At 65.5% G+C, this 25,297-nt stretch carries 29 protein-coding genes and 1 other RNA gene; 15 read left to right on the plus strand and 15 right to left on the minus strand.

The window, feature by feature from the left end; genetic code table 11:
- Window positions 1-6: 6 nt before the first annotated feature.
- The 3 genes from ShzoTeo12_RS11860 to ShzoTeo12_RS11870 all read right to left on the minus strand — a co-directional run bounded on the left by ShzoTeo12_RS11860 (window position 7) and on the right by ShzoTeo12_RS11870 (window position 2,483).
- Window positions 7-831, minus strand: coding sequence for a YmdB family metallophosphoesterase (locus tag ShzoTeo12_RS11860; RefSeq protein ID WP_318909837.1), 825 nt, complete (start codon window positions 829-831; stop codon window positions 7-9).
- 9 nt (window positions 832-840) lie between these two features.
- Entirely contained in the window at window positions 841-1,425 is a 585-nt protein-coding gene (locus ShzoTeo12_RS11865) for a 5-formyltetrahydrofolate cyclo-ligase (protein ID WP_318909838.1), read from the minus strand.
- Window positions 1,426-1,496: 71 nt separating this feature from the next.
- Window positions 1,497-2,483, minus strand: a complete 987-nt coding sequence (locus ShzoTeo12_RS11870; protein ID WP_318909839.1) for a sugar-binding transcriptional regulator — start codon at window positions 2,481-2,483, stop codon at window positions 1,497-1,499.
- A 297-nt stretch (window positions 2,484-2,780) separates the two neighbouring features.
- Here ShzoTeo12_RS11870 and tal point away from each other — a divergent pair, with 297 nt between their 5' ends.
- Window positions 2,781-3,743 (plus strand): transaldolase, encoded by a 963-nt coding sequence (gene tal, locus ShzoTeo12_RS11875; protein ID WP_318909840.1) that lies wholly within the window; start codon window positions 2,781-2,783, stop codon window positions 3,741-3,743.
- A gap of 226 nt (window positions 3,744-3,969) precedes the next feature.
- Here tal and ssrS read toward each other — a convergent pair.
- The 3 genes from ssrS to ShzoTeo12_RS11890 form a co-directional block, all read right to left on the minus strand.
- Window positions 3,970-4,128, minus strand: a non-coding RNA gene (gene ssrS, locus ShzoTeo12_RS11880) — 6S RNA.
- A 107-nt stretch (window positions 4,129-4,235) separates the two neighbouring features.
- On the minus strand, window positions 4,236-4,607 hold the full coding sequence (locus ShzoTeo12_RS11885; RefSeq protein WP_119256708.1) for a cell division protein ZapA: 372 nt from the start codon (window positions 4,605-4,607) through the stop codon (window positions 4,236-4,238).
- A gap of 21 nt (window positions 4,608-4,628) precedes the next feature.
- Complete coding sequence (locus tag ShzoTeo12_RS11890; protein WP_119256707.1) at window positions 4,629-4,901, minus strand: DUF4164 domain-containing protein; 273 nt, start codon at window positions 4,899-4,901, stop codon at window positions 4,629-4,631.
- Window positions 4,902-5,230: 329 nt separating this feature from the next.
- Here ShzoTeo12_RS11890 and tkt point away from each other — a divergent pair, with 329 nt between their 5' ends.
- The 3 genes from tkt (at window position 5,231) to ShzoTeo12_RS11905 (ending at window position 9,560) form a co-directional block, all read left to right on the plus strand.
- The gene (gene tkt, locus ShzoTeo12_RS11895; protein ID WP_318909841.1) at window positions 5,231-7,213 is read left to right on the plus strand and encodes a transketolase; all 1,983 of its coding nucleotides are present in this window, start codon (window positions 5,231-5,233) and stop codon (window positions 7,211-7,213) included.
- A gap of 68 nt (window positions 7,214-7,281) precedes the next feature.
- Window positions 7,282-8,283: a type I glyceraldehyde-3-phosphate dehydrogenase gene (gene gap / locus ShzoTeo12_RS11900; RefSeq protein WP_318909842.1), complete on the plus strand. Its 1,002-nt coding sequence runs from the start codon at window positions 7,282-7,284 to the stop codon at window positions 8,281-8,283.
- Window positions 8,284-8,360: 77 nt separating this feature from the next.
- Window positions 8,361-9,560, plus strand: a complete 1,200-nt coding sequence (locus ShzoTeo12_RS11905) for a phosphoglycerate kinase (protein WP_318909843.1) — start codon at window positions 8,361-8,363, stop codon at window positions 9,558-9,560.
- Window positions 9,561-9,935: 375 nt separating this feature from the next.
- Here the strand turns inward: ShzoTeo12_RS11905 and ShzoTeo12_RS11910 are convergent, their stop codons facing one another.
- Window positions 9,936-10,091 carry a hypothetical protein gene (locus ShzoTeo12_RS11910; protein WP_162911372.1) on the minus strand — a complete coding sequence of 52 codons (156 nt, stop codon included), beginning with the start codon at window positions 10,089-10,091 and terminating at the stop codon, window positions 9,936-9,938.
- 151 nt (window positions 10,092-10,242) lie between these two features.
- Between ShzoTeo12_RS11910 and ShzoTeo12_RS11915 the strand changes: the two genes are divergently transcribed.
- The gene (locus ShzoTeo12_RS11915) at window positions 10,243-11,520 is read left to right on the plus strand and encodes an MFS transporter (RefSeq protein WP_119256703.1); all 1,278 of its coding nucleotides are present in this window, start codon (window positions 10,243-10,245) and stop codon (window positions 11,518-11,520) included.
- Window positions 11,517-11,705, plus strand: a complete 189-nt coding sequence (locus ShzoTeo12_RS11920) for a DUF1192 domain-containing protein (RefSeq protein ID WP_318909844.1) — start codon at window positions 11,517-11,519, stop codon at window positions 11,703-11,705. The genes ShzoTeo12_RS11915 and ShzoTeo12_RS11920 overlap by 4 nt, the downstream gene beginning before the upstream one ends.
- On the opposite strand, the gene ShzoTeo12_RS11925 is transcribed toward ShzoTeo12_RS11920, so the two are convergent.
- On the minus strand, window positions 11,702-12,145 hold the full coding sequence (locus tag ShzoTeo12_RS11925) for an NUDIX domain-containing protein (RefSeq protein ID WP_318909845.1): 444 nt from the start codon (window positions 12,143-12,145) through the stop codon (window positions 11,702-11,704). The two genes, ShzoTeo12_RS11920 and ShzoTeo12_RS11925, sit on opposite strands and share 4 nt — an antisense overlap.
- Before the next feature lie 420 nt (window positions 12,146-12,565).
- Between ShzoTeo12_RS11925 and ShzoTeo12_RS11930 the strand changes: the two genes are divergently transcribed.
- Window positions 12,566-13,084: a DUF1465 family protein gene (locus ShzoTeo12_RS11930; protein ID WP_119256700.1), complete on the plus strand. Its 519-nt coding sequence runs from the start codon at window positions 12,566-12,568 to the stop codon at window positions 13,082-13,084.
- A gap of 301 nt (window positions 13,085-13,385) precedes the next feature.
- On the opposite strand, the gene rpmE is transcribed toward ShzoTeo12_RS11930, so the two are convergent.
- The gene (rpmE, locus tag ShzoTeo12_RS11935) at window positions 13,386-13,607 is read right to left on the minus strand and encodes a 50S ribosomal protein L31 (RefSeq protein WP_119256699.1); all 222 of its coding nucleotides are present in this window, start codon (window positions 13,605-13,607) and stop codon (window positions 13,386-13,388) included.
- Between the two features lie 190 nt (window positions 13,608-13,797).
- Here rpmE and ShzoTeo12_RS11940 point away from each other — a divergent pair, with 190 nt between their 5' ends.
- The gene (locus tag ShzoTeo12_RS11940) at window positions 13,798-15,621 is read left to right on the plus strand and encodes an ABC transporter transmembrane domain-containing protein (protein WP_318909846.1); all 1,824 of its coding nucleotides are present in this window, start codon (window positions 13,798-13,800) and stop codon (window positions 15,619-15,621) included.
- 73 nt (window positions 15,622-15,694) lie between these two features.
- Here ShzoTeo12_RS11940 and ShzoTeo12_RS11945 read toward each other — a convergent pair whose 3' ends face one another.
- From ShzoTeo12_RS11945 to ShzoTeo12_RS11965, 5 genes are all read right to left on the minus strand, one after another.
- On the minus strand, window positions 15,695-16,726 hold the full coding sequence (locus ShzoTeo12_RS11945) for a peptidoglycan -binding protein (RefSeq protein ID WP_119256697.1): 1,032 nt from the start codon (window positions 16,724-16,726) through the stop codon (window positions 15,695-15,697).
- A gap of 2 nt (window positions 16,727-16,728) precedes the next feature.
- Window positions 16,729-17,796: a MotA/TolQ/ExbB proton channel family protein gene (locus tag ShzoTeo12_RS11950; protein WP_119256696.1), complete on the minus strand. Its 1,068-nt coding sequence runs from the start codon at window positions 17,794-17,796 to the stop codon at window positions 16,729-16,731.
- Between the two features lie 110 nt (window positions 17,797-17,906).
- Window positions 17,907-18,707, minus strand: a complete 801-nt coding sequence (locus tag ShzoTeo12_RS11955) for an inositol monophosphatase family protein (RefSeq protein WP_119256695.1) — start codon at window positions 18,705-18,707, stop codon at window positions 17,907-17,909.
- 179 nt (window positions 18,708-18,886) lie between these two features.
- Entirely contained in the window at window positions 18,887-20,020 is a 1,134-nt protein-coding gene (locus ShzoTeo12_RS11960) for a tetratricopeptide repeat protein (RefSeq protein WP_318909847.1), read from the minus strand.
- A 9-nt stretch (window positions 20,021-20,029) separates the two neighbouring features.
- Window positions 20,030-20,683 (minus strand): thiamine phosphate synthase, encoded by a 654-nt coding sequence (locus ShzoTeo12_RS11965; RefSeq protein ID WP_318909848.1) that lies wholly within the window; start codon window positions 20,681-20,683, stop codon window positions 20,030-20,032.
- A gap of 93 nt (window positions 20,684-20,776) precedes the next feature.
- Between ShzoTeo12_RS11965 and ShzoTeo12_RS11970 the strand changes: the two genes are divergently transcribed.
- A complete protein-coding gene (locus ShzoTeo12_RS11970) occupies window positions 20,777-21,547 on the plus strand; it encodes a sulfite exporter TauE/SafE family protein (protein ID WP_318909849.1) in 771 nt (256 codons plus the stop codon).
- 62 nt (window positions 21,548-21,609) lie between these two features.
- Entirely contained in the window at window positions 21,610-21,870 is a 261-nt protein-coding gene (locus ShzoTeo12_RS11975; protein ID WP_117370534.1) for an ArsR/SmtB family transcription factor, read from the plus strand.
- 187 nt (window positions 21,871-22,057) lie between these two features.
- Here ShzoTeo12_RS11975 and ShzoTeo12_RS11980 read toward each other — a convergent pair whose 3' ends face one another.
- The gene (locus tag ShzoTeo12_RS11980) at window positions 22,058-22,231 is read right to left on the minus strand and encodes a YdcH family protein (protein ID WP_119256691.1); all 174 of its coding nucleotides are present in this window, start codon (window positions 22,229-22,231) and stop codon (window positions 22,058-22,060) included.
- A gap of 217 nt (window positions 22,232-22,448) precedes the next feature.
- Between ShzoTeo12_RS11980 and ShzoTeo12_RS11985 the strand changes: the two genes are divergently transcribed.
- From ShzoTeo12_RS11985 to ShzoTeo12_RS12005, 5 genes are all read left to right on the plus strand, one after another.
- Window positions 22,449-22,652, plus strand: a complete 204-nt coding sequence (locus tag ShzoTeo12_RS11985; RefSeq protein ID WP_119256690.1) for a YdcH family protein — start codon at window positions 22,449-22,451, stop codon at window positions 22,650-22,652.
- Window positions 22,653-22,702: 50 nt separating this feature from the next.
- Complete coding sequence (purE, locus tag ShzoTeo12_RS11990; RefSeq protein ID WP_313196504.1) at window positions 22,703-23,170, plus strand: 5-(carboxyamino)imidazole ribonucleotide mutase; 468 nt, start codon at window positions 22,703-22,705, stop codon at window positions 23,168-23,170.
- A complete protein-coding gene (locus ShzoTeo12_RS11995) occupies window positions 23,167-24,225 on the plus strand; it encodes a 5-(carboxyamino)imidazole ribonucleotide synthase (RefSeq protein ID WP_318909850.1) in 1,059 nt (352 codons plus the stop codon). The genes purE and ShzoTeo12_RS11995 overlap by 4 nt, the downstream gene beginning before the upstream one ends.
- Before the next feature lie 180 nt (window positions 24,226-24,405).
- Window positions 24,406-24,531, plus strand: a complete 126-nt coding sequence (gene ykgO, locus ShzoTeo12_RS12000) for a type B 50S ribosomal protein L36 (RefSeq protein ID WP_119256688.1) — start codon at window positions 24,406-24,408, stop codon at window positions 24,529-24,531.
- A gap of 83 nt (window positions 24,532-24,614) precedes the next feature.
- On the plus strand, window positions 24,615-25,232 hold the full coding sequence (locus tag ShzoTeo12_RS12005) for a tetratricopeptide repeat protein (protein ID WP_318912446.1): 618 nt from the start codon (window positions 24,615-24,617) through the stop codon (window positions 25,230-25,232).
- Window positions 25,233-25,297: the final 65 nt, after the last annotated feature.

Raw genomic sequence — 25,297 nt, forward strand, 5'->3', positions numbered from 1 at the left:
GGGCTGTCAGTTCCAGAAATCCGGCACCGTCTCGGCAAGGCGCGCGCCGAGGCGCAGCGGCGCGATCTTCTCGGCAAGGCCGGTGCGGTCGGAAATCTCGACCGCCAGCCCGCAGATCGTCGCCGGACCGGAGGCCGCCTCGAAGCGTCCGCGCGGCATCTTGGAGATGAAGCGGTTGAGCGGCTCCTCCTTGTCCATGCCGAGCGAGGAATCGTAGTCGCCGCACATGCCGGCATCCGACATATAGCCCGTGCCGCCGTTGAGGATCTGGCAATCGGCCGTCGGCACATGCGTATGCGTGCCGACGACAACGCTGGCGCGCCCGTCGACGAAATGGCCGAAGCACTGCTTCTCGCTGGTCGCTTCCGCGTGGAAATCGAAGATGACGGCGTCCGCCTGCTCGCCGAGCGGGCAGGACGCCAGGATCGCCTCGCCCGCGGTGAAGGGATCGTCCAGCTCGGGATGCATGAAGACGCGGCCCATGATGTTGGCGACCAGCACGCGCGCGCCGTTGCGGGCGATGAAGAGGTTGGCGCCGCGGCCGGGCGTGCCGGCCGGATAGTTGGCGGGCCGCAGGAACTGGTCGTGCCGGCCGGCAAAGCCCACGGCCTCCTTCTGGTCCCACACATGGTTGCCGGTCGTCACGACGTCGGCCCCGGCATTGATCGTCTCCAGGAAGATGTCCTCGGTGATGCCGAAGCCGCCGGCCGCGTTCTCCCCGTTGACGACGACGAAGTCCAGCTTGAAGTCGCCGATCAGGCCCGGCAGGCGCTCCCAGACGGCCGTCCGCCCGGTCTTGCCCACCATGTCGCCCAGAAAGAGAAAACGCATCGAACTGCCTTATGAAACCTGTTGGAACATCCGCAAGCCGCTTTCCGTGAGGATCGCATCCAGCGGAATGTCGTGCGGCTCGGCCGGTACTGATGCCACTTCCTGGCAGTCGAACGCAATGCCGATCAGCATCGGCGTGCGGCCTTTCGCCTTCAGCCGGTCGATCGCCCGGTCGTAATGGCCGGCGCCATAGCCGATGCGGTTGCCCGCCGCATCGAAGGCGGAAAGCGGCATGAGGAGGATGTCGGGATCGATGACGGCCGCCTCCGGGCCCGGCCCGGTCGTGCCGAAGCCGGTCTTGACCACGGGCGCGCCGACGACGAGTTCGCGGAAGACGATCGTCTCCCGGTCGAGCACCACCGGCAGGCAGAGCCGCGCGCCGCGCGTGCGCAGATGCGCCATCAGCGGCCGGATGTCGGCCTCCGAGCGGATCGGCCAGAAGCCGGAGATCACCGTGCCGGGATCGAATTCGATGCGGTCGCCCGCATGCCCGGCCATGGCAAGGCTGCCCTCGATGCGCGCTTCCGGCATCATCGCATCGCGCAGGGCCAGCCGCTCGTTGCGGATGGCCGCCTTCTCTTCCCTCGGTGTCACGGATGTCTCCCGCTGCTTTTCGCTCCGCTTAGCAGCAGGCGGTGCCGCAATCAAATCCCACGATGATCCGGTCAGGCCGCGGCGGAGGTTTCCGCAAGCGCCAGCATCGCCTTCGCGGCGCCCTCGTCGGTGATCAGCGTGTTGCAGCCGACGCGGCGGATGGTAGCGCGGATGGCCGGCGCCCGGTGCGCCCCGCCGGAGACGAGCACGATATGGCGCGCCTTCTTCACCGTATCGAGATCGATCGACATGACCCGGTGGCGGATCGGATGGTCGATGGTGTGCCCCTCCGCATCGAGGAAATTGCACATCGTATCGCACACGCAGCCCGCCGCGATCAGCTCCTCCAGCTCCCGCCGGACGATGAAGTCGCGCGACAGCGAGCTTGCCTCCGGTCCGATATCGCCGCAGCTCACCACCGCGATATCCATGTTCTCGGCAAGTTCGAACAGGGTCTTGAGGCCGCATTTCTCGATCAGGCTACGCTTGGTCTCGCGTGAATCGACGAGAAGCGGCGCGAGGAACAGGTAGCACTCCGCCCCGAGCTGGCTGGCAAGCTGCCAGGTATATTCAATGGGATTGATGCGATGCGCCTCGACCACGCCGCCGAGCAGCGAGACGACCTTGACGCGCTCGCGGCGGGCGGGGCGGAAGCTGGCCAGCGAGGCCGTCAGCGTGCGCCCCCAGCCGACGCCGACCGTGCAGTCGTCGGGGATCGCCTCCGTCAGGAACTGGCCGAGCGCGAGGCCGACGCTCTTGGCCGTCCCCTCCGCGCTGTCGGCCGCCGGCACGACAACGGCCTCGTCGAGCCCGTAGGCCCTTTCCAGCCGCACGGAAAGTTCCACGCAGTCGGCAATGCCCTCGTTGATCCAGATCTGCACCTCGGAGCGCTTCAGCGCCTCGTCGAGCATGCGCACGACCGTGGTGCGGCTGACGCCGATCTTCTCCGCCACGTCCTTCTGGGTGAGGCCCTGGTTGTAATAGAGCCAGGCGGCCCGCAGGCGCAGTGCCGCCGATTCCGAATAGGCCGTATGTGTGTCGCGCCGGAGCCTTGCCACGTCGCCTCCATCTTGCTCGTTCGTTTCCGGCGGGCACCTTAGCACATCGCCGGGGAAATGCGACATATGTTCACGAGAGTGGGCAAAAGTGCTTGACTTTGTCCCGGGGAAATGTCGATAGTCGCCCCATGTCGACTGGCGGTTTTCCGCCGGTCGCCAGTGTGTGCCGGCAAGCCGGCGGCCGAAACGGAAGCACGGCCGCAGGCACGCCTGCATAGGAACATGGAGGAGGGTTCGACGTTTCCCCTGCAAGGGCCGGGGACGGAGGCCCAGCAACAACCTTTCGGGAATTCGGATATGACGTCCAAGCTTGAACAACTCCGCGCGATGACGACCGTCGTGGCAGATACCGGCGACATCGAAGCCGTGCGCCGCCTGAAGCCGGTCGATTGCACCACCAATCCCACCATCGTCCTGAAGGCGCTCAGCACGCCGGCATTTTCCGACGCGGTGGCCGAAGCCATTCGCTGGGGCCGGTCGCAGGGCGGCAATCACGAGGGCGTCGTCGCCGCCGTCGGCGATCGCCTCGCCATCGCTGTCGGTGCCGCGCTTGCCGAGCTGGTGCCCGGCCGCGTCTCGACCGAAGTGGACGCCGACCTCTCCTTCGACACCGAGGCCTCCATCGCCAAGGCCCGCGAGATCATCAAGGCCTATGACGCGCGCGGCATTTCCCGCGAGCGCATCCTGATCAAGCTCGCCTCCACCTGGGAAGGCATCCGCGCCGCCGAAGTGCTGCAGAAGGAAGGCATCGACTGCAACCTGACGCTGCTCTTCAACCAGGCCCAGGCTATCGCCTGCGCCGATGCCGGCGTCTTCCTCATCTCGCCCTTCGTCGGCCGCATCCTCGACTGGCATGTCAAGGCCTCCGGCAGGACCTTCACCGCCGAAGACGATCCGGGCGTCCTCTCCGTCCGCGCGATCTACGACTACTACAAGTCCAACGGCATCGACACGATCGTCATGGGCGCCTCCTTCCGCAACACGGGCGAGATCGAAGCGCTGGCCGGCTGCGACCGCCTGACGATCAGCCCCGCCTTGCTCGAGGAACTCGACGCCGCATCGGGCACGCTGGAGCGCAAGCTCTCGCCGGAAAAGGCCGCCAAGGTCTCGCCGATCAAGATCGACGAGAAGGCCTTCCGCTGGATGCTGAACGAGGACGCCATGGCGACCGAAAAGCTCTCCGAAGGCATCCGCGCCTTCGCCAAGGACCTCGGCAGCCTGCGCACCATGGTCGACAAGCAGCTGAAGGCGGCCGCATAAGGCGTTCGCCGCCCTGCCCCTCACCCTAACCCTCTCCCCGCAAGCGGGGAGAGGGGACTTGCCCCACGCAACGATGAAGATTTGGGGAAACCGGGCGCGGCATATCCCTTCGCCCCGCAAGCGGGGAGAAGGCGGCCGGCAGGCCGGATGAGAGGCAACAGCCCGGAAGAAAACACGAAGGCCGCCCCATGGGGCGGCCTTTTCGTTTGCCGGTGATTTCAGCAAGGTACGATCCGCGACGACCGATGGAGGTTTACGATCCTGGGTGCCTACAAACGTAGGTGGGCACCGTGTGACCAAGCCCACGGGCCGGGTCAGGGACAGCTCCCTTTGGATCGAGTATGGCCCCAGGGATTGTGGTTCCTGTCGGGAAGCGCAGATCGCATCCGACATATAGGATGAAAGCGGCGTTTTCGCCAGTGGCAATTCCCGAAGCAGCTCAGCAAAAGTGCGAAGCCCTCGCCGTGCGCAAAGGCGTGGAAACGCCGCGGATCAGTTCGCCGGCGGCTTGCCGGTGAGCTTGGCGGCCATGCCCTGGATCTGGCTGGTCAGCTCGTTGAGGGCGACGGCGATCGCCTCCTCGTTGCGCGAAACCTCGCTCATCACGCCCTCGCGGCCCGTGCGCAGCTCCTCGGTTTCCTTTTCCAGCTTGGCGAGACGCCGGGTGACGTCGTTGAGCTCGTCCATCACCATGATGCCGGCCATGACGGTGAGCCTCAGGTCGCCGATCTCGCCGAACTGGCTCTTCAGGTGGCCGACATATTGATCGAAGCCGGCGGCAAGCTCTTCGAGATGCCCCTCCTGGCCTTCCTCGCAAGCCATGCGGTAGGCCTTGCCATCGATCTGTACGGTCACCTGTGCCATGCGAAGTCTTTCTTTCTGGGATTAACGGTCGAGCACGGCCCGGATCGTCTCCATCGCCGTGACGAGGCGGCGGGAGACCTCGCGGTTCACCTCTTCCAGACGGTTCGCGCGGAATTCGGATTGATCGAGCTCCTGGGCGAGCCGCGAGCGGTCGACGTTCACCCGCCGGACCTCGCCCTCGACCTCGCCGTGATCGCGCTCGCGGTCGAAGCGCATGTCGAGCGCGTTGTCGAGGTTCGCGAGAGCCCTGCGAAGCTCCTCTATCGCCGCCCTGACTGTTTCCCCGTTTGTCATGAAGCCTTCACCGGCACTTTCAAAAATACGAATCGCCGCCGCCAGCGCCGGTTCCCTTCGCGCGACAGTATTCAACTGCGGGCCCGAGCGTCAACAGCATGGCAATCCGCGCGCCAAAGCCGCTGTGGATCGGCGTTCCGCACCCCTCGCGCGAACGGCCCGGCAAAGGCTTTCGGAACTGCTAAAAAACGTCGCGGAACCAGCGCCCAAGTGCCGCAAAACCCGCCGAATTCGTTGACTTAGACGGTGCACCTGCTATGTGTCACCCCGCTTCCAACCGATACCCGGAACGGCATCGGCCCTGACACCCCGAAGAAGACGGAACAGTCATGATCTCTCGCGAAAAACACGACCGGATGGCGAACGCAATTCGCTTCCTTTCCATGGATGCCGTGGAAAAGGCGAACTCGGGTCACCCCGGCCTGCCCATGGGCGCAGCAGACATCGCAACGGTTCTTTTCACCCGCTTCCTGTCCTTCGACCCGAAGACCCCGTCCTGGCCGAACCGCGACCGCTTCGTCCTGTCGGCCGGCCACGGCTCGATGCTCCTCTACTCGCTGCTCTACTTGACGGGCTACGAGGACATCACGATCGACGAGATCAAGAATTTCCGCCAGCTCGGCGCCCGCACCGCCGGCCACCCGGAATACGGCCACGCCGCCGGCATCGAGACGACCACGGGTCCGCTCGGCCAGGGCATCGCCAACGCCGTCGGCATGGCGCTTGCCGAACGCAAGCTGCGCGACGAATTCGGCTCCGACCTCATCGAGCACTACACCTATGTGCTTGCCGGTGACGGCTGCCTCATGGAAGGCATCAGCCAGGAAGCAATCTCGCTCGCCGGCCACCTCAAGCTCAACAAGCTGATCGTCTTCTGGGACGACAACAACATCTCGATCGACGGCCCGATCTCCATTGCCGACTCGACCGACCAGCACGCCCGCTTCCGCGCCAGCCAGTGGAACACGATCGCCGTCGACGGCCACGATCCGGACGCCATCGCCGCCGCCATCGAGGAAGCCCACAAGTCCGACAAGCCGACCATGATCGCCTGCAAGACGACCATCGGCTTCGGCGCGCCCAACAAGGCCGGCACGCACAAGGTCCACGGCTCGCCGCTCGGCGCCGAGGAAATCGCCGCCACCCGCAAGGCGCTGAACTGGGAATCGGAAGCCTTCGTCGTTCCCTCCGACGTGCTCGACGCCTGGCGCCTCGCCGGCCTGCGCTCCACCAAGGCGCACAAGGAATGGGAAGCCCGCCTCGAAAAGACGGATGCCGAGAAGAAGGCGCAGTTCACCCGCCGCTTCGCCGGCGACCTTGAAGGCAGCCTCGATTCCGCGATCTCCGCCTACAAGCAGAAGCTTGCCGAGACGAAGCCCAATCCGGCAACCCGCAAGGCTTCGGAAGACGCCCTGGAAGTCATCAACGGCGTCCTGCCGGAAACCATCGGCGGCTCGGCCGACCTGACGGGCTCCAACAACACCAAGACCAGCCAGACCAAGTCGATCACCCCGAACGACTTCTCCGGCCGCTACATCCACTACGGCGTGCGCGAGCACGGCATGGCGGCCGCGATGAACGGCATGGCGCTGCATGGCGGCCTCATTCCCTATTCCGGCGGCTTCCTGATCTTCTCGGACTATTGCCGTCCGTCGATCCGCCTCGCCGCGCTGATGGGCATCCGCGTCATCCACGTCCTGACGCACGATTCCATCGGCCTTGGCGAAGACGGTCCGACGCACCAGCCGGTCGAGCACATGGCCGCCCTGCGCGCCATCCCGAACCTGCTCGTCTTCCGCCCGGCCGACGCCACGGAGACGGCGGAGTGCTGGCAGCTCGCGCTCGAAAGCCACAACCGTCCGTCCGCCATCGCGCTGACGCGCCAGAACCTGATGCCGGTACGCCTCGAATACGAGGAAGAGAACCTCTGCGCCCGCGGCGCCTACGATCTCGTCTCGGCCAGCGACGCCCAGGTGACGATCTTCGCCACCGGCTCGGAAATCGAGATCGCGGTGAAGGCCCAGCAGGCCCTTTCGGCCAAGGGCATCTCGACCCGCGTCGTCTCGGTTCCCTGCTTCGAGCTCTTCGCCGAGCAGCCTGAAGCCTACCAGCAGGCCGTCATTGGCAATTCGCCGGTCAAGATCGCCGTCGAAGCCGGCATCCGCCAGGGCTGGGATCACTTCATCGGTTCGGACGGCATCTTCGTCGGCATGTCCTCCTTCGGCGCCTCCGGCCCCTACAAGGAGCTCTACAAGCACTTCGGCATCACGCCGGAAGCCGTCGTCGCCGCCGCGGAAGCCAAGCTGGCCTGAGCGCCGTCGGGCGCGGCCCCGGCCGCGCCTCGCATCGCCAAACGTTTATCCATAGGGAGAAACCCGAAATGACTGTGAAAGTTGCCATCAACGGCTTTGGCCGCATCGGCCGCAACGTGCTGCGCGCCATCGTCGAATCCGGCCGCACCGACATCGAAGTCGTCGCCGTCAACGACCTCGGCCCGGTCGAGACCAATGCGCATCTCGTCCGCTACGATTCCGTCCACGGCAAGTTCCCCGGCACCGTCACCGTTTCCGGCGATACGATCGACGTCGGCCGCGGCCCGATCCGCGTCACCGCCATCCGCGACCCGAAGGAACTGCCCTGGGGCGACGTCGACATCGCGCTGGAATGCACCGGCCTCTTCACCACCAAGGAAAAGGCCTCCGCGCACCTTGCCAACGGCTCCAAGCGCGTCATCGTCTCGGCCCCGTGCGACAATGCGGACAAGACCATCGTCTACGGCGTCAACCACAACACTTTGACCAAGGACGACCTCGTCATCTCCAACGCCTCGTGCACGACGAACTGCCTTGCGCCGGTCGCCTACGTTCTCGACAAGGCCTTCGGCATCGAGAAGGGCTACATGACGACGGTCCACTCCTACACGGGTGACCAGCCGACCCTCGACACCATGCACAAGGACCTTTATCGCGCCCGCGCCGCCGCGCTGTCGATGATCCCGACCTCCACCGGCGCCGCCAAGGCCGTCGGCCTCGTGCTGCCGCACCTCAAGGGCAAGCTGGACGGCTCGTCGATCCGCGTGCCGACCCCGAACGTCTCGGTCGTCGACCTGAAGTTCGTGCCGAAGCGCAACGTCACGGCCGAGGAAGTCAACGCCGCCGTCAAGGCCGCCGCCGAAGGCGAGCTGAAGGGCATCCTCGACTACGTCACGGGGCCGCTCGTCTCGGTCGACTTCAACCACGACAGCCATTCGTCGAACTTCGCCGCCGACCAGACCAAGGTCCTCGACGGCAACCTCGTTCGTATCCTTTCCTGGTACGACAACGAATGGGGCTTCTCGAACCGCATGTCCGACACGGCGGTTGCCCTCGGCAAGCTCATCTAAGCGGAAACGCGAAACACCCGGGCAGAAATGTCCGGGTGTTTTTTCTTGACCAGACGACACATTCAGGAGCGGCAACCATGACCTTCAAGACCCTCGACAACCTCACCGATATCGCCGGCAAGCGCGTGCTCGTCCGCGTCGATCTCAACGTGCCGGTCAAGGACGGCAAGGTCACCGATGCGACCCGCATCGAGCGCGTCGCTCCCACCATCCGGGAACTGTCGAAGAAGGGCGCCAAGGTCGTCCTGCTCGCCCATTTCGGCCGCCCGAAGGGTGAGGTCGTCGCCGACATGTCGCTGGAGCAGATCCTCCCCGCCGTGAACGACGTCCTCGGCACCAAGGTCCAGTTCGCCGCCGACTGCATCGGCGAGAAGGCCGCCGCCGCCATCGCCGCCATGGCGAACGGCGACATCCTGCTCCTCGAGAACACCCGCTTCCACAAGGGCGAGGAGAAGAACAACCCCGATTTCACCGCCGCGCTGGCCGCCAATGGCGACATCTACGTCAATGACGCCTTCTCGGCCGCCCACCGCGCCCATTCCTCGACGGAAGGCCTTGCCCATCTCCTGCCCGCCTATGCCGGCCGCACCATGCAGGCCGAGCTGGAAGCGCTGGAAAAGGGCCTCGGCAACCCGGCCCGCCCGGTCGTCGCCATCGTCGGCGGCGCGAAGGTCTCCACCAAGATCGACCTTCTCATGAACCTCGTGAAGAAGGTCGATGCACTGGTCATCGGCGGCGGCATGGCGAACACCTTCCTGGCCGCCCGCGGCACGAATGTCGGCAAGTCGCTCTGCGAGCACGATCTTGCCGATACCGCCAAGCAGATCATGATCGAGGCCGCCACTGCGACCTGCGCCATCGTGCTGCCGGAAGACGGCGTCGTCGCCCGCGAGTTCAAGGCCAATGCCGAGAACGAGGTGGTCGACGTCAACGCCATCCCGGCCGACGCCATGATGCTCGATGTCGGCCCGAAGACGATCGAGGCGGTCAATGCCTGGATCTCGCGCGCCTCGACGCTCGTCTGGAACGGTCCGCTCGGCGCCTTCGAGATCGCCCCCTTCGACACCGCGACGGTCTCCGCCGCAAAGCATGCAGCGGCCGAGACCAAGGCCGGCAAGCTCGTCTCCGTCGCCGGTGGCGGCGACACGGTCGCAGCCCTCAACCATGCCGGCGTCGCCGACGATTTCACCTATGTTTCGACCGCCGGCGGCGCGTTCCTCGAATGGATGGAAGGCAAGCCCCTGCCGGGCGTCGACATCCTGAAACAGCAGAAATAACAGGAAAGCCTTGCGCTCCGGCGCGGATCGCCTACATTTCCTGTATCGTCAACGTTCAGAAAGGAAGGTGATCCGATGTCTAATGAGATTTTGGCTTTGGCCGCGGGCATGGGAAAAGTGGTGACGAAAGCGAGGCAGCCCTCGCTCTGAACCCACCTTCCTTCGGGCCCATAGGCCCGGGTCCGTGCCGGACCAGACCTCATGGGGGCCACCTTCGGGTGGCCCTTTTGCGTTCGGGGACGGCGTAAACGCCGCACTCCTTCCGGCCAAGCCCTCACCTCCCCTCGACGTCAGACGAAGGAGAGGTCGGAGATCGGCGTAATTGAGGGACGGATGGTCTGCCGCGTGACGGTCGGCCTCCTCCAGGCCCTCAATTTAAGGCCGGATCAGCACCGTCAGCATCATCAGTCCGATCGCGAAAACCGCGATCTTCCAGAAATCCGTGCGCCGCCGCAGCCCCGGCAGACCGATGGGCCGGATGATGTGCAGCAGCATGGCGGCAAGAAGCAGGGCGGGAAGGATTTTCGACATGGCGGCCTTTCTCGCCCCTTCCTGTCACACCTCGGACACTTTTCCAAGCGATCAGCGCAAGGCCTGAAAATCGCACGGTTTCAAGCTTTGCATCTGGCATTCGCCGGCAGGTACGCTATTCCTTTCCCATTGGCGAAACTGCGAAGGTCTCATGCGTAAAAACCTCATTTCCGTCTTCGCGCTGCTGATGGGCACGCTGTTCCTCTTCCTCGGCAACGGCCTGCACGGCCTGCTCCTGCCGATGCGCGGCGCCTTCGAGGGATATGCGACGACGATGCTCGGCCTGCTCGGCACGTCCTGGGCGACGGGCTTCGTCCTCGGCTGCCTTCTGGCCCCGACGGTGGTCAAGCGCATCGGCCATGTGCGCGCCTTTTCCGGCTTCGCCTCGCTGATCGCCATCATCGCACTGCTGACGGGCATCCTGGTCGATCCGGTCTGGTGGATCGTGCTGCGCGCCGTCACAGGCTTTTCCATCGCCGGCACGTCGATGATCATCGAAAGCTGGCTGAACGAGCGCGCGACCAACGAGAGCCGCGGCCTGATCTTCTCGCTCTATATCGCCATCACCCTCATCGGCACCGTGGGCGGCCAGATGACCGTCGCACTCGGCGACGTCACGACGCCGATCCTCTTCATGTTCGCCGGCATCCTCTATTGCCTCGCCATGCTGCCGACGACGCTCTCGACGGCCGCCTCGCCGCAGCCGCTGAAACAGGTCAGGCTCGATATCCCCGCGCTCTACCGCACCTCGCCGATCGCCTGCGTCGGCATCGTGCTGATCGGCATCGCGAACGGCGCCTTCGGCACGCTCGGCGCGGTCTTCGGCGCCAATGCCGGCCTCACGCCGAGCACCATCGCCATCATGATGAGCGGTGCCATCTTCGCCGGCGCCGTCATGCAGCTGCCGGCCGGCCGCATCTCCGACAGGGTCGACCGCCGCATCGTCCTCGCGGTGCTGTCGGCCATCGCCGCCATCGCCGGGCTTTGCCTCTTCCTCTTCCAGCCGGCCTCCGTGCCCGCGCTGCTGCTGCTCACCGCGCTCTACGGCGCCATGGCCAACGCGCTGTACCCGATCGCCGTTTCGCACGCCAACGACTTCGCCAGCCCGGAGGACTTCGTGAAGGTCTCCGGCGGCCTGCTGCTGCTCTATGGCGTCGGCACGATCATCGGCCCGACGATCGGCGGCCCGATCATGTCGGCGGTCAGCCCCTATGCACTCTTCATGGTGACCTTCGTCGCGCATATCCTGATCACCGCCTACGCGATCTTCCGCAGCCGCCGCCGCGCCGCCGTGCCGGCGGAGATGCGCGATGCCTATACGACCATCAACCCCGGCACGCTGACCACGCCGGAAAGCCTTCAGCTTTCGCCGCGCGCCCTCGCCCAGCCGCAGGCCGCCGACGATCAACAGGAGGAGCGCCCCGCATGAGCCTGTTCGACGACGACCGCCCGGCCAGGAAGACCGCACACGAGATCGGCAGCGACCTGTCGCTGCTTTCGGTGGACGAGCTTTCCGCGCGCATAGACCTCCTGCGCGCGGAGATCGAACGCCTCGAATCGGAAAAGGCAAAGAAGGGCGCGAGCCGTTCGGCGGCGGAAGGCCTCTTCCGCTAGGCCTCGGGGAACAGCGCCGACAGAGGATAGGGCGGCGTCAGGCGCGGCAGCATGTCCCGCGTGAAATAGCGAAGGGACCTGGTTTCCGGGTCCGTCCAGGGTCCACACTTCTCGATCACCGCGCATCTGAACAGGATGACGACATATTCGACCTCGTCGCCGTTCGGATAGGTATGGCGGAAGTCCCGCCCGCCGAAGACCCCGAGGATTTCCACCGGAGCGACCTTGAGCCCGGTCTCCTCCAGCACCTCGCGCATTATCGCCTCCTGCGGCGTCTCGCCCGGCTCGATGGCGCCCGCGGGCAGGCTCCAGCCCTCTCCCGAAGCCTTCTCCTGCAGCAGCAGCCGGCCATCGCCATCCTGGATGACGGCCGCGACCGAGGGGACGAGAAGCAGCCGCCGGCCGACCAGGCCGCGAAGCTCCATCAGATAGGACGCCATCTTCACATTCCTCGAATCACGCCTGCCTGCGCGGGGGCCGCCGCGCCGGATTGCCGCAGCCTTGCCGAAAAGACACAGGGAAAGACCGAACGACAATAGAGTTAACCGGCCATTAAGCCTTACATGTTATTACTTGCACATCCGGTCCTTCCGGCTTCAGACATTTTCTCCCTCCGGGGTATCGGTCTGATTTTTCTCCCTGTTTTACCTTGAGAGCCGCTTTCCGCGGCTCTTTTTTTATTTGCCGCGCGCCGCGCGCGGCACCTGTCCCGAAAGAATTGTGGAGATTAACCCTTTCTTAAGAATACCCTTGCGCGAATTGGGTTATGGCATCATCTTCTAGCCATAGACCGGCCACTTGGAACACCTCGGGCCGACCTGCCGTTACCTGCAAGTGATGCGTTCAACAGGGAAGAAACCATGTCCGAAAGAGGATTGAATACCGTCAGCTTCGCTGGCCATGTTGCGTCGTCGGCGCAGTTCAAGTCCCTGTACGCCGAAGGCATGGGTCTGGTCGAGGAAACCGCGAGCTATCTCGACGGCGTCGGCCGGCAGGCATCGAAGGTTCTGCCGCGCATGGCCTCCGTGCTCTATGCGGCCGAATCCATGCGCCTCACCACCCGCCTGATGCAGATGGCCTCCTGGCTCCTGCTCCAGCGCGCCGTCAACAACGGCGAGATGAGCCGCGACCAGGTGCTTTCCGAAAAGAGCAAGGTGCGCCTCGACAGCTTCAACGTCGACAAGACCGCACCCGGCTGGAACGATCTGCCGGAAGCCTTCCGCGACCTCATCGAGCGCTCGCTGCGCCTGCAGAACCGCATCGCCCTGCTCGACCGCGAGATCTACCGCCCGCAGGACGTCCAGACCTTCCAGCCGGACAACCAGAACAGCGTCCAGGCCCAGCTCAACCTGCTGCAGACGGCGTTCGGGAATAACTGAGCGACTGGCGCACGCATCCATGCATGGACCCGGCTTCGGCCGGGTTTTTTGTTGCCTGCTGTTTGCAAGGGGCGCCCCTCATCCCCCTGCCGGGACCTTCTCCCCGCAAGCGGGGAGAAGGGGGTGCCGCACCGTTTTCCTCCAAGCCTCGGAATGCAGGAAAACGGTGCGCCCAGCGCTCCTCGCCCCGCTTGCGGGGAGAGGATGCCGGCAGGCAGGTGAGGGGCGGCCTCACCCGAAATGCAGGCAACAAAAAACCCGGCCGAAGCCGGGTTCTCGAAAATCCACTGCGGAAGGCAGATTAAAGGCCGAGGCCTTCGAAGCGCTTCTTGAACTTGGAGACGCGACCGCCGCGGTCCATGAGCTGCTGGTTGCCGCCCGTCCAGGCCGGATGGGACTTGGGGTCGATTTCGAGGTTCATCGTCGCGCCTTCCGAACCCCAGGTCGAGCGGGTTTCGTACTCGGTGCCGTCGGTCATCACGACCTTGATCGTGTGGTACTCGGGATGGATATCAGCCTTCATGACAACTTTCCTGCCTGTTCCGGGGGCCATTTGTCGCAACGGATTGCGGCAGCGGGGCCAAAGACGTAAATGAAGCCGCAGTCGGTCGGACCTACGGCTTCCCAATTCGATGGCGAGCCTATACATGAAGGCCGTCTGGATAACAAGAGCCGAAAGACAATTCGTGCCGCCAGGCACTGGAAACGGGGGTATGGTGTCCACAGACAGTCAGACAGTCGCGTCGGAGAAATCCGCACGCCGCAACATTCGTCCGCTTGGCAGGCTTGCCCCCTATATTCGCCGGTATCGCGGCCTCGTCACGGGCGCGCTGATCGCGCTCGTCCTTGCCGCCGTCACCACGCTGGCGCTGCCGGTCGCCGTGCGCCGCATGATCGATCACGGCTTCTCCAATGCCGACACCGGCTTCATCAACACCTACTTCACGATGCTCTTCGTGCTGGCAGGCCTGCTCGCGCTGGCGAGCGCCATGCGCTACTATTTCGTCATCACGCTCGGCGAGCGCATCGTGGCGGACCTGCGCCGCGACGTCTTCGCCCATGTGACGAAGCTCTCGCCCGCCTTCTTCGACGTCAACCAGTCGGGCGAGATCGTCTCGCGCCTGACGGCCGACACGACGCAGATCAAGTCCGCCGTCGGGGCCACCGCCTCGGTCGCGCTGCGCAACCTCATCCTTTGTCTCGGCGCCATCGCGATGATGGTCTATACGAGCCCGAAGCTCTCCAGCCTCGTCCTCGCCGCCATTCCCGTCATCGTCTTCCCGCTCGTCGCCTTCGGCCGCTCCGTGCGCCGCCGCTCGCGCGAGGCGCAGGATACGCTTGCTGCCGCCTCCGCCTATGCCGGCGAGGCCATCGGCGCGACGCGCACCCTGCAGGCCTTCAATGCGGAAGAGGCCGCCCGCGCCCGCTTCTTCGGCAATGTCGAAAGCGCCTATGAGGCCGCCCGCTCGGCCATCCGCGCCCGCTCGCTGCTGACGGGCTTCGCCATCGCCATGATCTTCGGCTCCGTCGTCGCCGTGCTCTGGTTCGGCGCCCGCGACGTGCTCTCCGGCACGCTGTCGGCCGGCACGCTCGGCCAGTTCCTGCTCTATGCGGTCTTCGCCGCCGGCAGCCTCGGCGCGCTCTCGGAGGTCTGGGGCGAGCTGTCGCAGGCCGCCGGCGCCGCCGAGCGCCTGACGGAACTGCTCGCCGAACAGCCGGCGATCACCGCGCCCGTCAATCCGGTCGCCCTGCCCGTCCCCGCCCGCGGCGAGCTGGCCTTCCGGGACGTCCACTTCTCCTATCCCGCCCGCCCCGGTTATCGCAGCATCAACGGCCTTTCCTTCGCCGTGAAGCCGGGCGAGACCGTCGCCGTCGTCGGCCCCTCGGGCGCCGGCAAGAGCACGATCCTCTCGCTCGTGCTGCGCTTCTACGATCCGGATTCCGGCAGCGTCCTTCTCGACGGCGTCGACCTGCGGACCGCCGATCCGGAAGAGCTGCGTCGGCGCATCGCGCTCGTGCCGCAGGACGTCACCATCTTCGCCGCGACGATCCGCGACAACATCGCCTTCGGCATGAGCGACGTCGGCGACGAGGCGATCCGCGCCGCCGCCCGCGCCGCGCAGGCCGAGGAATTCATCGAACGACTCGACAACGGCTACGACACGATGATCGGCGAACGCGGCGTGACGCTTTCGGGCGGCCAGCGCCAGCGCATCGCGATCGCCCGCGCCATCCTCAAGGACGCGCCGCTCCTGCTGCTCGACGAGGCGACCTCCGCCCTCGACGCCGAGAGCGAGACGCTCGTCCAGAAGGCGCTCGACAGCCAGATGGGCAAGCGCACGACCATCGTCATCGCGCACCGCCTCGCCACCGTGCTCAAGGCCGACCGTATCCTCGTCATGGAGGACGGCCACGTGGTTGAGGAAGGCACGCACCAGTCGCTCATCCGGCAGGATGGACTCTATGCCCGCCTCGCCCGCCTCCAGTTCGACCATGGCGGACAGGCATTCCTCGACGAGGAGCGCGCGGTCGGCTGACCGTGCGTTCCACCAGAGCCTTTCGACGCAATTCCGGACGCAAAACCGCTGCGCACTTTTGCTGGAATTTGCTTTATTTCTCGGTGAGTTTCAGTTCGATGCGGCGGTTGGTGGCGCGGGCGGCGGCATCGTCGCCTTCGGCGATCGGCTGGAATTCGCCGAAGCCCGCCGCAACGAGCCGGTTGGCCGGCACGCCGTTGGCGATGAGGAACTTCACCACCGAGGTCGCGCGGGCCGAGGAAAGCTCCCAGTTGTCACGATAGCGCCCGGTGCCGGAAAGCGGCACGGCGTCCGTATGACCGTCGACGCGCAGCACCCAGTTGATCTCGGAGGGGATTTCCTTCGCAAGGTCGAGCAGCGCGGCGGCGAGCTTGCGCATCTCCGCCTGCCCCGCCTCGTTGAGGTCGCTGCTGCCCGAGGGGAACAGCACCTCCGACTGGAAGACGAAGCGGTCGCCGACGATGCGGATATTCTCCCGGTCGGAGAGGATTTCCCGAAGGCGCCCGAAGAAATCGGAGCGGTAGCGGTTGAGTTCCTGCACGCGCTGCGCCAGCGCCACGTTGAGGCGGCGGCCGAGATCGGCGATCTTGGCCTGCGAGTTCTTGTCCTTCGCCTCGGAGGCCTGCAGGGCCTCCTCCACGGCGGCGATCTGGCTGCGCAGCGCCGCGATCTGCTGGTTGAGTAGCTCGATCTGGCTCATCGCCCGTGCGCTCACCTGCTTTTCGCTGTCGAGCTCGCCTTCGAGCGTCGTCACGCGGGCGCTCGCGGCGGCGGAAACGCCCGCGCCGCTGTCGAGCAGCTGCTGGAGACGCGTGCGGTCGCTTTCCGACTGGGCGAGCGAGGCCTGCAGGTTGGCGAGCGCATCCTCGAGATCCTGCTTGCCGCTCTTTTCCAGCGCCAGAAGCTGCGTCAGTTCGTTGATCTGGCTCGTCAGCCGGTTCAGCACATCGTCCTTGCCCGAAATTTCACGGCTGAGGAAAAACTGCGCCAGCACGAAGACGGTGAGCAGGAACATGATGGCAAGCAGCAGCGTCGACAGCGCATCGACGAAGCCCGGCCAGTAATCGATCGTGCGCTGGCTGCGCCGGTTGCGCCCGAGCGCCATGGTTATTCGCCCCCGGCCGGGTGGGCCTTTTCAGCGGCGCGCTCGGCCTTCTCGCCGCTGCGCGCGGCAAGGCGGTCGAGCGTGCGGCGCAGGGCCTTCGATTCCTCCTGCTGCGCCTCGATCCAGTCGCGCAGCATCTGCTGCTCGCTGCGCATGTTCTTGACGAGGCCCTGGATGCCTTCGGCAAGGCTTGCCATGGCGGCGGTCGAGCGGTTGCCGCCGCCGCTCTCCTGCGAGAGCTTGAGGATCTGCTCGGCGAGAGCCTGCACGTCGGCGGGAGACGTTCCCGCAAGGCCGGCGGCCGCCGGAAGCTCGGAGCCGACATCCGTCACCGAGGAGAGCCAGTTTTCCAGCTCCGTGTAGAAACGGTTCTGCGCGCGCCCGGCCTGAAGATCGAGGAAGCCGAGGATGAGCGAGGAGGAAAGGCCGAAGAGCGAGGTCGAGAAGGCCGTGCCCATGCCCGTCAGCGGCGCGGAGAGGCCCTCCTTCAGCGCGGTCAGGATATCGTTCGCCGTGCCGCCGCCGGCATCGAGCGACTGGATGACCGAGCTGATCGAGCCGATCGTGCCGAGCAGGCCCCAGAAGGTGCCGAGCAGGCCGAGGAAGACGAGAAGGCCGATCAGGTAGCGCGACGTGTCGCGCGATTCGTCGAGGCGGGTCGCGATGGAATCGAGGATCGAGCGGAGCGTCGCCGTCGAAAGCGCCACGGAATGGTGGCGACCGATCAGCGCGCGCATCGGCGCGAGCAGGACGGGATCGCGCCCGACCTTCTCGGCGCTGCCCGCCGCGCGGAAGGAATTGAACCAGCGCACCTCCGGCCGGAGCGCCAGCACATGGTTGAACACCAGCAGCACGCCGATGAGCAGCACGCCGAGGATCAGGCCGTTGAGGCCGGGATTGGAAAGGAACGCCGTCTGCGCCTGACGGAAGAGGATCGCGGCCACGAAGCCGACGATGATGAGGAAGATCACCATCGTCCAGAAGAAGGCCATGGGGCTTGAGAGTTTGTGCGGGTAATCGTCCCCGGTCTCGGCCGAACCTCCCCAGCCCGGCAGCGCCAGCTTAGCCATGTAGTCGCATCTCCGCTTCCTCGTCGGGGCGGAGACTAGAGGAAGATTGCGCCGAATTGAAGGGGCTAGCCCGCAACACGGCGCAGGAATGCGCCGCGCCTTTCAATCGCTTAGCGCGTCGGCACCGGGCGGTGCACGACCTCGCGGAGCGCCTTGTGGATATATTCGTTGCCGGCGATGATCGTGCCGTTGTCCAGCATGGCGTTACCGCCCTCCAGATCCGTCGCATAGCCGCCGGCCTCGCGAATCAGCAGAATGCCGGCCGCGATGTCCCAGGCCGACAGGTCGCGTTCCCAGAAGCCGTCGAAGCGGCCGGCCGCGACATAGGCAAGGTCGAGCGAGGCGGAGCCGAGGCGGCGCATGCCGGCCACTTCCCCCATGACATGGCGAAGCTCGATGAGGAACTTGCCGTGGTTGCCCCGGCCGAGATGCGGCACGCCGCAGCCGATGACCGCGTCGGAAAGGTTCTTGCGCGCGGCGACGCGCAGGCGGCGATCGTTGAGGAAGGCCCCGCCGCCGCGCTCGGCGGTGAAGAGCTCGTCCGTCGCCGGGTTCAGCACCACGGCCGCGACGATCTCGCCGTTGCGCTCGAGCGCGATGGAGATGGCGAAGCACGGAATGCCGTGCAGGAAGTTGGTCGTGCCGTCGAGCGGATCGACGATCCAGCGATGCGCGCCGTCCGTGCCGACGATCTCCTCGGATTCCTCGCCGAGGAAGCCGTAGGTCGGCCGGGCCTTCATCAGCTCCTCGCGGATCAGCTTCTCGGCCTTGCGGTCGGCCTGCGAGACGTAGTCGCCGGGCCCCTTGAGCGAGACCTGAAGGTTCTGCACTTCGCCGAAATCGCGCGCGAGCGACTTGCCGGCCTTGAAGGCGGCCTGAACCATGACGTTGAGAAGAGCTGAACGGGCCATGAACTAAAGTCCTTCGGGAATGTCCGGCGCTCGGGACGGCAAAAGCCGCGGCGCGGGAAGCGCACCGGGACCGGGATGCGCCTCAAGACCACAAATCCCCCGAAGTTTCAAGCCTTAGCCGCGTGCAAGCGACGCAATGCAGGGTCTCGCGTCGTGCAACAGGGTAAACGGCAGCGGTTTCAGGAGCCCGAGCGGTACTTGTTCGCCGCGTCGACCGCCGCCTTCTGCTGCTGGTCGTTCAGCCCGAGATAGAAGTCCTCCAGCGACGGATCGTTGAGCCCGGCGCGGCGTGCCAGCACGAACCATTTCGCCGCCTCCACCGGATCGGACTTGGTGCCGATGCCGTGGATGTAGAGCTGGGCGAGCTTGCTCTGGGCGACGGCATTGCCGCCTTCGGCCGCCCGTTTCAGCCAGTTGAAGCCGGCGTCGTAATCGCGCTCGCCCGCCGTGCCATTCACCAGCCACATGCCGAGGTCGAGCTGGGCGGTGTCGAAGCCGGCGCGGGCGGCGCGCAGAAGCCATTCGCGCGCCCGCTTGCGTTTCGCCTCCGGCAGGTCGGGAATGTTGGCGTAGATCTGCGAGAGCGCATATTGCGCGTCGGCAATGCCCTGCTCGGCGGATTTCTCGTAATAGGGCAGCGCCTCGCGCAGCCCCTTCTCGCCGGGACTGTCGGCCACCAGCACCTGCGCATAGTTGAACTGCGCAGAGGGATTGCCCAGCTCGGCCGATTTCTTCATCAGCTCGTCGGCCTTCTTGCGGTCGTCCTTGGAGCGCGAGCGCTCCATCAGCAGCACGGCATATTTGAACATGCCGGTCGGGTCGCCGCCGTTCGCCGCCTGCTGGTACCAGAACATCGCCTGGTCGCGGTCCCGCTTCACGCCGAGGCCGCGGTCGAGGATTTCCGCGACGAGCGTCTGGGCGGACGGATCGCCGAGCTGCGCGCGCGGCAGGGCAAGGTCCATCGCCGTCAGGTAGCGCCCGCGCTGGAAGGCGCCGTAAGCCTCGTCGACCTTGCCGGTGAAGGGCTTTTCCGCCGGCAGGTCCGGCAGGTCCGCGCCCATGCGGTCGAGCACCGTCAGGCCGCTCGACGGCCCGTCGGCGGGCGTATCCCCGTCCGCAGGCTTGTCCGCCGGCTTTTCGAATGTGGCGGCGGGCTGCTGGGCATCCTTCGCCTTCGCATCCGCCTCGCCGGCGGTGACGGCGGGGCCTTTCTTCGCCGTTTCCGCGGCAGCGGGCACGGCCGCAAAGGCAACCGTGGCGAGAAGCGCCAGAGGCGCGATGCGGCAAGCGTGCGAGAAAACGGCCCTGATCATGAGCGCCTACTATTCCCCAAACCGTGGCGCTTTTTCGTCAAGCAGCGCGTTCACGGCCGCAACGACATGCGGCGCCTGCGCGGGATCGGCAAAGACCGCCTTGTCGAGCGCCACGAATTCGGCCCCGCTTTCCGCAACGGCCAGCGCCGACTGCGGATCCGTGCCGCCGAGCACGATGCAGGGAATCTCCACCATCGAGGCCCACCATTCGGCAAGCGCGAGATTCTTTGGATGGGCCTCCGGCTTGATGTCGCCGCCGATCTTGCCGAAGAAGATATAGTCCGGCTGCACCTCGCCGATCTCCAGCGCCTTGTGCCGGTCCGTGGCGTTTCCGCCGCCGACGATGAGGCGCGGGGTGAATTTCTCCACCGTCTCGCCGAGCTCTTCCAGCCCGCCCGTCACATGGATGCCGTCGGCCTTGGCCCGGCCGGCAACGCGCGTGTCGCCGGCGAGGAGCGCGGCCGCGCCCGCCTTCTGGACGATCGATACCAGCACTTCGGCATGCTTCTGGAACTGGCCGTCGTCGAGGCCGTATTGCGGCAGGATCACGGAAGCGACGTCACCGCCCTTCAGCGCGCCCTCCAGCATGGCGGCCCGCGCGGAAAGCTCCTCCCCCTCGGGTAGGATCAGCACAAGGCGGCAGCGGGTTTCGACGTCGGACATGGATGGGCACTTCCCTCGGATTGAGATGTTCGGGGCTCGTCATAACAGATCAAAGCGGATAGACGGAAGGACGAAGAGGATCAATCGCCTTCCATGCCCATCGACCCCGCCATCTATTATGCCGCCATCCCCGCAGTCCTGCTCGTCGGACTCACCAAGGGCGGCATGGGCGAGGCGCTTGCCCTGATGGGCGTGCCGCTGCTGGCCATGGCCGTGCCGCCGGTGCAGGCCGCCGCCATCCTCCTGCCGATCCTCGTCGTGATGGATTGCGTGTCGCTCTATATCTGGCGCCGGCACAACGACCGCACGCTCCTGAAGATGATGCTGCCCGGCGCGCTTTTCGGCATCGCCATCGGCTGGGCGACCTCGGCCTATGTGCCGCGCGATGCGCTACGCCTCATCATCGGCCTCATCACCGTGCTTTTCGTCGCCCGCTATTTCTACAACAGCTGGCGCGCCCGGCACGGCTACGTCATCGCCGCGAAGCCGCACCGGCTGGTGCCGGCGGCCTTCCTCGGCACGCTCTCGGGCTATGGCAGCTTCGTCGCCCATGCGGGCGGCGCGCCCTTCCAGGTCTACGGACTGCCGCTGAAGCTGCCGCCGCGCGAATATACCGGCGCGGGCGTGCGCTTCTTCGCCATCCTCAATTTCATCAAGCTCGGTCCCTATTTCGCCCTCGGCCAGCTCGATACCGAGAACCTGACGATCTCCGCGACGCTCGTTCCCCTCGCCATCGCGGCGACGGCCTGCGGCGGCTTTATCGTCAAGCGCATGAAGCCCGATGTCTTCTATCCCTTCATGTATGCCATGGCCCTCATCGCCGGCCTGAAACTCGTCTATGACGGGGCGGCCGCCTTCGTCTGAGAGGCTTTTCGGCACTGCACAATTTGCTTGCCGGAAATGCTGCTTTGCCATAGCTTTCGGCCATGGCGCACCCGGATCCCTTTGCTGCGATTGCCGATCCCAACCGCAGGTTCCTGCTGGAGGAACTCCGACGCGCGCCGCGCACGGTCAACGAACTCTCCGAAGGCCTGCCGATCAGCCGCCCCGCGGTCTCCCAGCACTTGAAGGCCCTGCTCGATTCCAACCTCGTCAGCGTGAAGGCCGAGGGCACGAAGCGCATCTACGCCATCAATGCAAAGGGCTTCGACAGGCTCAATCTCTGGCTCGACCAGTTCTGGTCGTGAGCCACCCGTCCCATCCTGAAACAAAACGCCCCGGCGCGTCTTTCGAACGGGCCAGGGCGTCACGACATCTGAAAATTCGTCTTTGAAGGGCGGTTTCGCGAAACGGGTTCAAACCCGGGTCTTCCCATACAGACCAGTCTCTACGCGACCCTCACTCCTTTGTAACTTTGGAAAAATCCCTGTCTTTTCAGTGGGTGGAAGAGCGAAGACGCTCAATCTCATCCTTGATGCGCAGCTTGCGACGCTTCAGGTCCGCAATCGCCTGGTCCTCTGCGGAGGGGCGATTCATTGCAGCATGCAGCTCTTCCTCCAGAGCAACGTGCTTCTTTTCGAGCGTGGCCAGATGAGCCTCAATCGTCATGTGACAGTTCCTTCCTTTTGCTTGCACCCGGTCACTTGCGTGCCGGATGATCCAGGTTGCAACAAAGTCAGTGTGCCATGTCATTTTTCATTTGTCGAAGGCGAAAACGTGGCAAGGGATAACTTCCCGTTACCAGGGCTTTCGTGGTAGGAGCAGCCTTTGTTGAGACTGGAGGAGGGCGGTCGGTCCGCCCTCTCCGCCGAGGGGAACGAATAGCATGGCAGACCAGGAACAGGCTGAATTGCGGCTTGCCGTTGCACGGCTGCGCCAGGAACACGAAGACTACGACACCGCGATCAACGCCATGATCCAGACCGGCTGCGAAGCCCTCAGAATCCAGCGGATGAAGAAGAAGAAACTGATCCTCAAGGACAAGATTTCCAAGCTGGAAGACCAGATCATTCCCGACATCATCGCCTGAACGGACGAGACGCCTTGGACACCACAGAAACGCCCCCCGTCGCCATCATCATGGGAAGCCAGTCCGACTGGGAGACGATGAAGAACGCCGCCGACACGCTCGATGCGCTCGGCGTCGATTACGAGGCCCGCATCATTTCGGCGCACCGCACGCCCGACCGGCTCTACAGCTTCGCCCGCGGGGCGAAGGCGGAGGGCTTCAAGGTCATCGTCGCCGGCGCCGGCGGGGCGGCCCACCTGCCCGGCATGGCGGCCGCGATGACGCCGCTTCCGGTCTTCGGCGTTCCGGTCCAGTCCAAGGCGCTGTCCGGCCAGGACAGCCTGCTCTCCATCGTGCAGATGCCGGCCGGCATTCCCGTCGGCACGCTCGCCATCGGCAAGGCGGGCGCGGTGAACGCCGCGCTGCTCGCCGCCGCCGTGCTGGCCCTCAGCGATCCCGAGCTCGCCCACAGGCTCGACGAATGGCGCGAGAACCAGTCCAGCGCGGTTGCCGAATATCCCGTGGACGGCCCCCTATGAGCGCGCGCACCGTCGGCATCATCGGCGGCGGCCAGCTCGGCCGCATGCTGGCCATGGCGGCCGCCCGCCTCAACCTCAACACCGTCATCCTGGAGCCGCAGGCCGATTGCCCGGCCGCACAGGTCGCCAATGCCCAGATCGTCGCGGCCTATGACGATCCGGACGCGCTCACCGAGCTCGCCCGCGTCTCGGATGTCGTGACCTACGAATTCGAGAACGTGCCGGTCGCCGCCGCCGCCGCCCTCGCCGCCTCCGTTCCGGTCTTCCCGCCGCCGCGCGCGCTGGAAGTCTCGCAGGACCGGCTGGTGGAGAAGAGCTTCATCCGCGATTGCGGCATCCTCACCGCCGATTTCGCCGCCGTCGACAGCCAGGCCGACCTCGAGGCCGCGCTCGACAGCTTCGGTGGCGTCGGCGTGCTCAAGACGCGCCGGCTCGGCTATGACGGCAAGGGCCAGCGCCTGTTCCGTTCGCCGGCCGAAAGCCGCGAGGGCGCTTTCGAGGCGCTCGGCGGCGTGCCGCTGATCCTGGAAAGCCTCATCCCCTTCGAGCGGGAGATCTCGATCATCGCCGCCCGCGACGGCGAAGGCACCATCGCCTGCTACGACCCGGCGGAGAACGTCCACCGCAACGGCATCCTGCATACCTCGACCCTGCCCGCCCGCGTCAGCGAGGCGACGGCGGACCAAGCGCGCAAGGCCGCGCGCGCCCTTCTCGACCACCTCGCCTATGTCGGCGTCATCGGCGTCGAGTTCTTCGTGCTGCCCGATGGCGGCCTCGTCGCCAACGAGATCGCCCCGCGCGTGCACAATTCCGGCCACTGGACGGAGGCGGCCTGCGTGGTCTCGCAGTTCGAGCAGCACATCCGCGCCGTCGCCGGCCACGCGCTGGGCGACCCGCGCCGCCACTCGGACTGCGTGATGCAGAACCTCATCGGCGACGACATCAACGACGTTCCCGCCTGGCTCGCCAAGCCCGATGTGCTGGTCCATCTCTACGGCAAGACGGAGGCCCGTCCCGGCCGCAAGATGGGGCATGTGACGCAGATTATCGGCTGAAAAGCCGTGCCGGGGGCTGGAAAACCGGCATAGTTCCACGGAAAACCCGCCGGCCACGGTTGACAGCGCAAATGTCACGGGTTACATGCCTGCCAACCTGAAAGCGCGCCCGAAACGGCGCGTTTTTGATTGAGGAAATCCGGCGAACTCGAGTCGCCCTGCAATACGCGGATCAGAAAAATGAAGATCAAGAATTCGCTCAAGTCGCTCAAGGCTCGCCATCGCGAGAACCGCCTTGTTCGCCGCAAGGGCCGTGTTTACATCATCAACAAGCAGAACCCGCGCTTCAAGGCTCGTCAGGGCTGATCAGGCGTCGTGGTCGCCTTTCCGCCTTGCGGGAAGCGTTGATCGACAAATATCGATTTGAAGTTGGGCCATGGCGGTTTACCATAACCGCCATGCGCTTTTTCATGCTTGCTGCACTTTATCTTTCCCTCGCCCTCGTCGCCTCCGCGCCGGCCGATGCCCTTGCGCAGCAGGCGGACAAGGCCTCCGTGGACCCGTCGTCCACCGCCTTCGCCACGCAGGCCCAGCGTCTCGACAAGCTCTTCGACGCCCTGAAACGCGAGGCAAATCCGGACGCCGCCAAGGGGATCGCCAACCAGATCCGCAGGGAGTGGCAGGATTCCGGCAGCGCCACCGTCAATCTCCTGATGCAATGGACCGACAAGGCCGTCGACGAGGACAAGAACGCTGCGGCGCTCGACTATCTCGACGAGGCGATTCGCCTGCGCCCCGACTATGTCGAGGGCTGGAACCGCCGCGCGACGCTGCATTTCAAGATGGGCAACTATCGCAAGTCCATGTCCGATCTCAACCAGGTGCTGAAGATCGAGCCGCGCCACTTCGGCGCCCTCGCCGGGATGGCTGCCATCATGGCCCAGACCGGACGCGACGAGCTCTCCCTGAAGGCCTGGGAAAAGTTCCTCGACGTCTATCCCGCCGAGCGGGACGCCCAGAAGGAATTCGGCGACCTTTCCGAGAAACTCACCGGCCAGCGCACCTGAACAGCCGCCTCCGGCCGCCTGAAACGAAAAAGGCGGGCCGAGCCCGCCTCTCCCAAATCATTCTG

Origin of the sequence: Shinella zoogloeoides (genome assembly GCF_033705735.1) — a bacterium.
GTDB classification, from domain to species: Bacteria; Pseudomonadota; Alphaproteobacteria; order Rhizobiales; family Rhizobiaceae; genus Shinella; species Shinella zoogloeoides_A.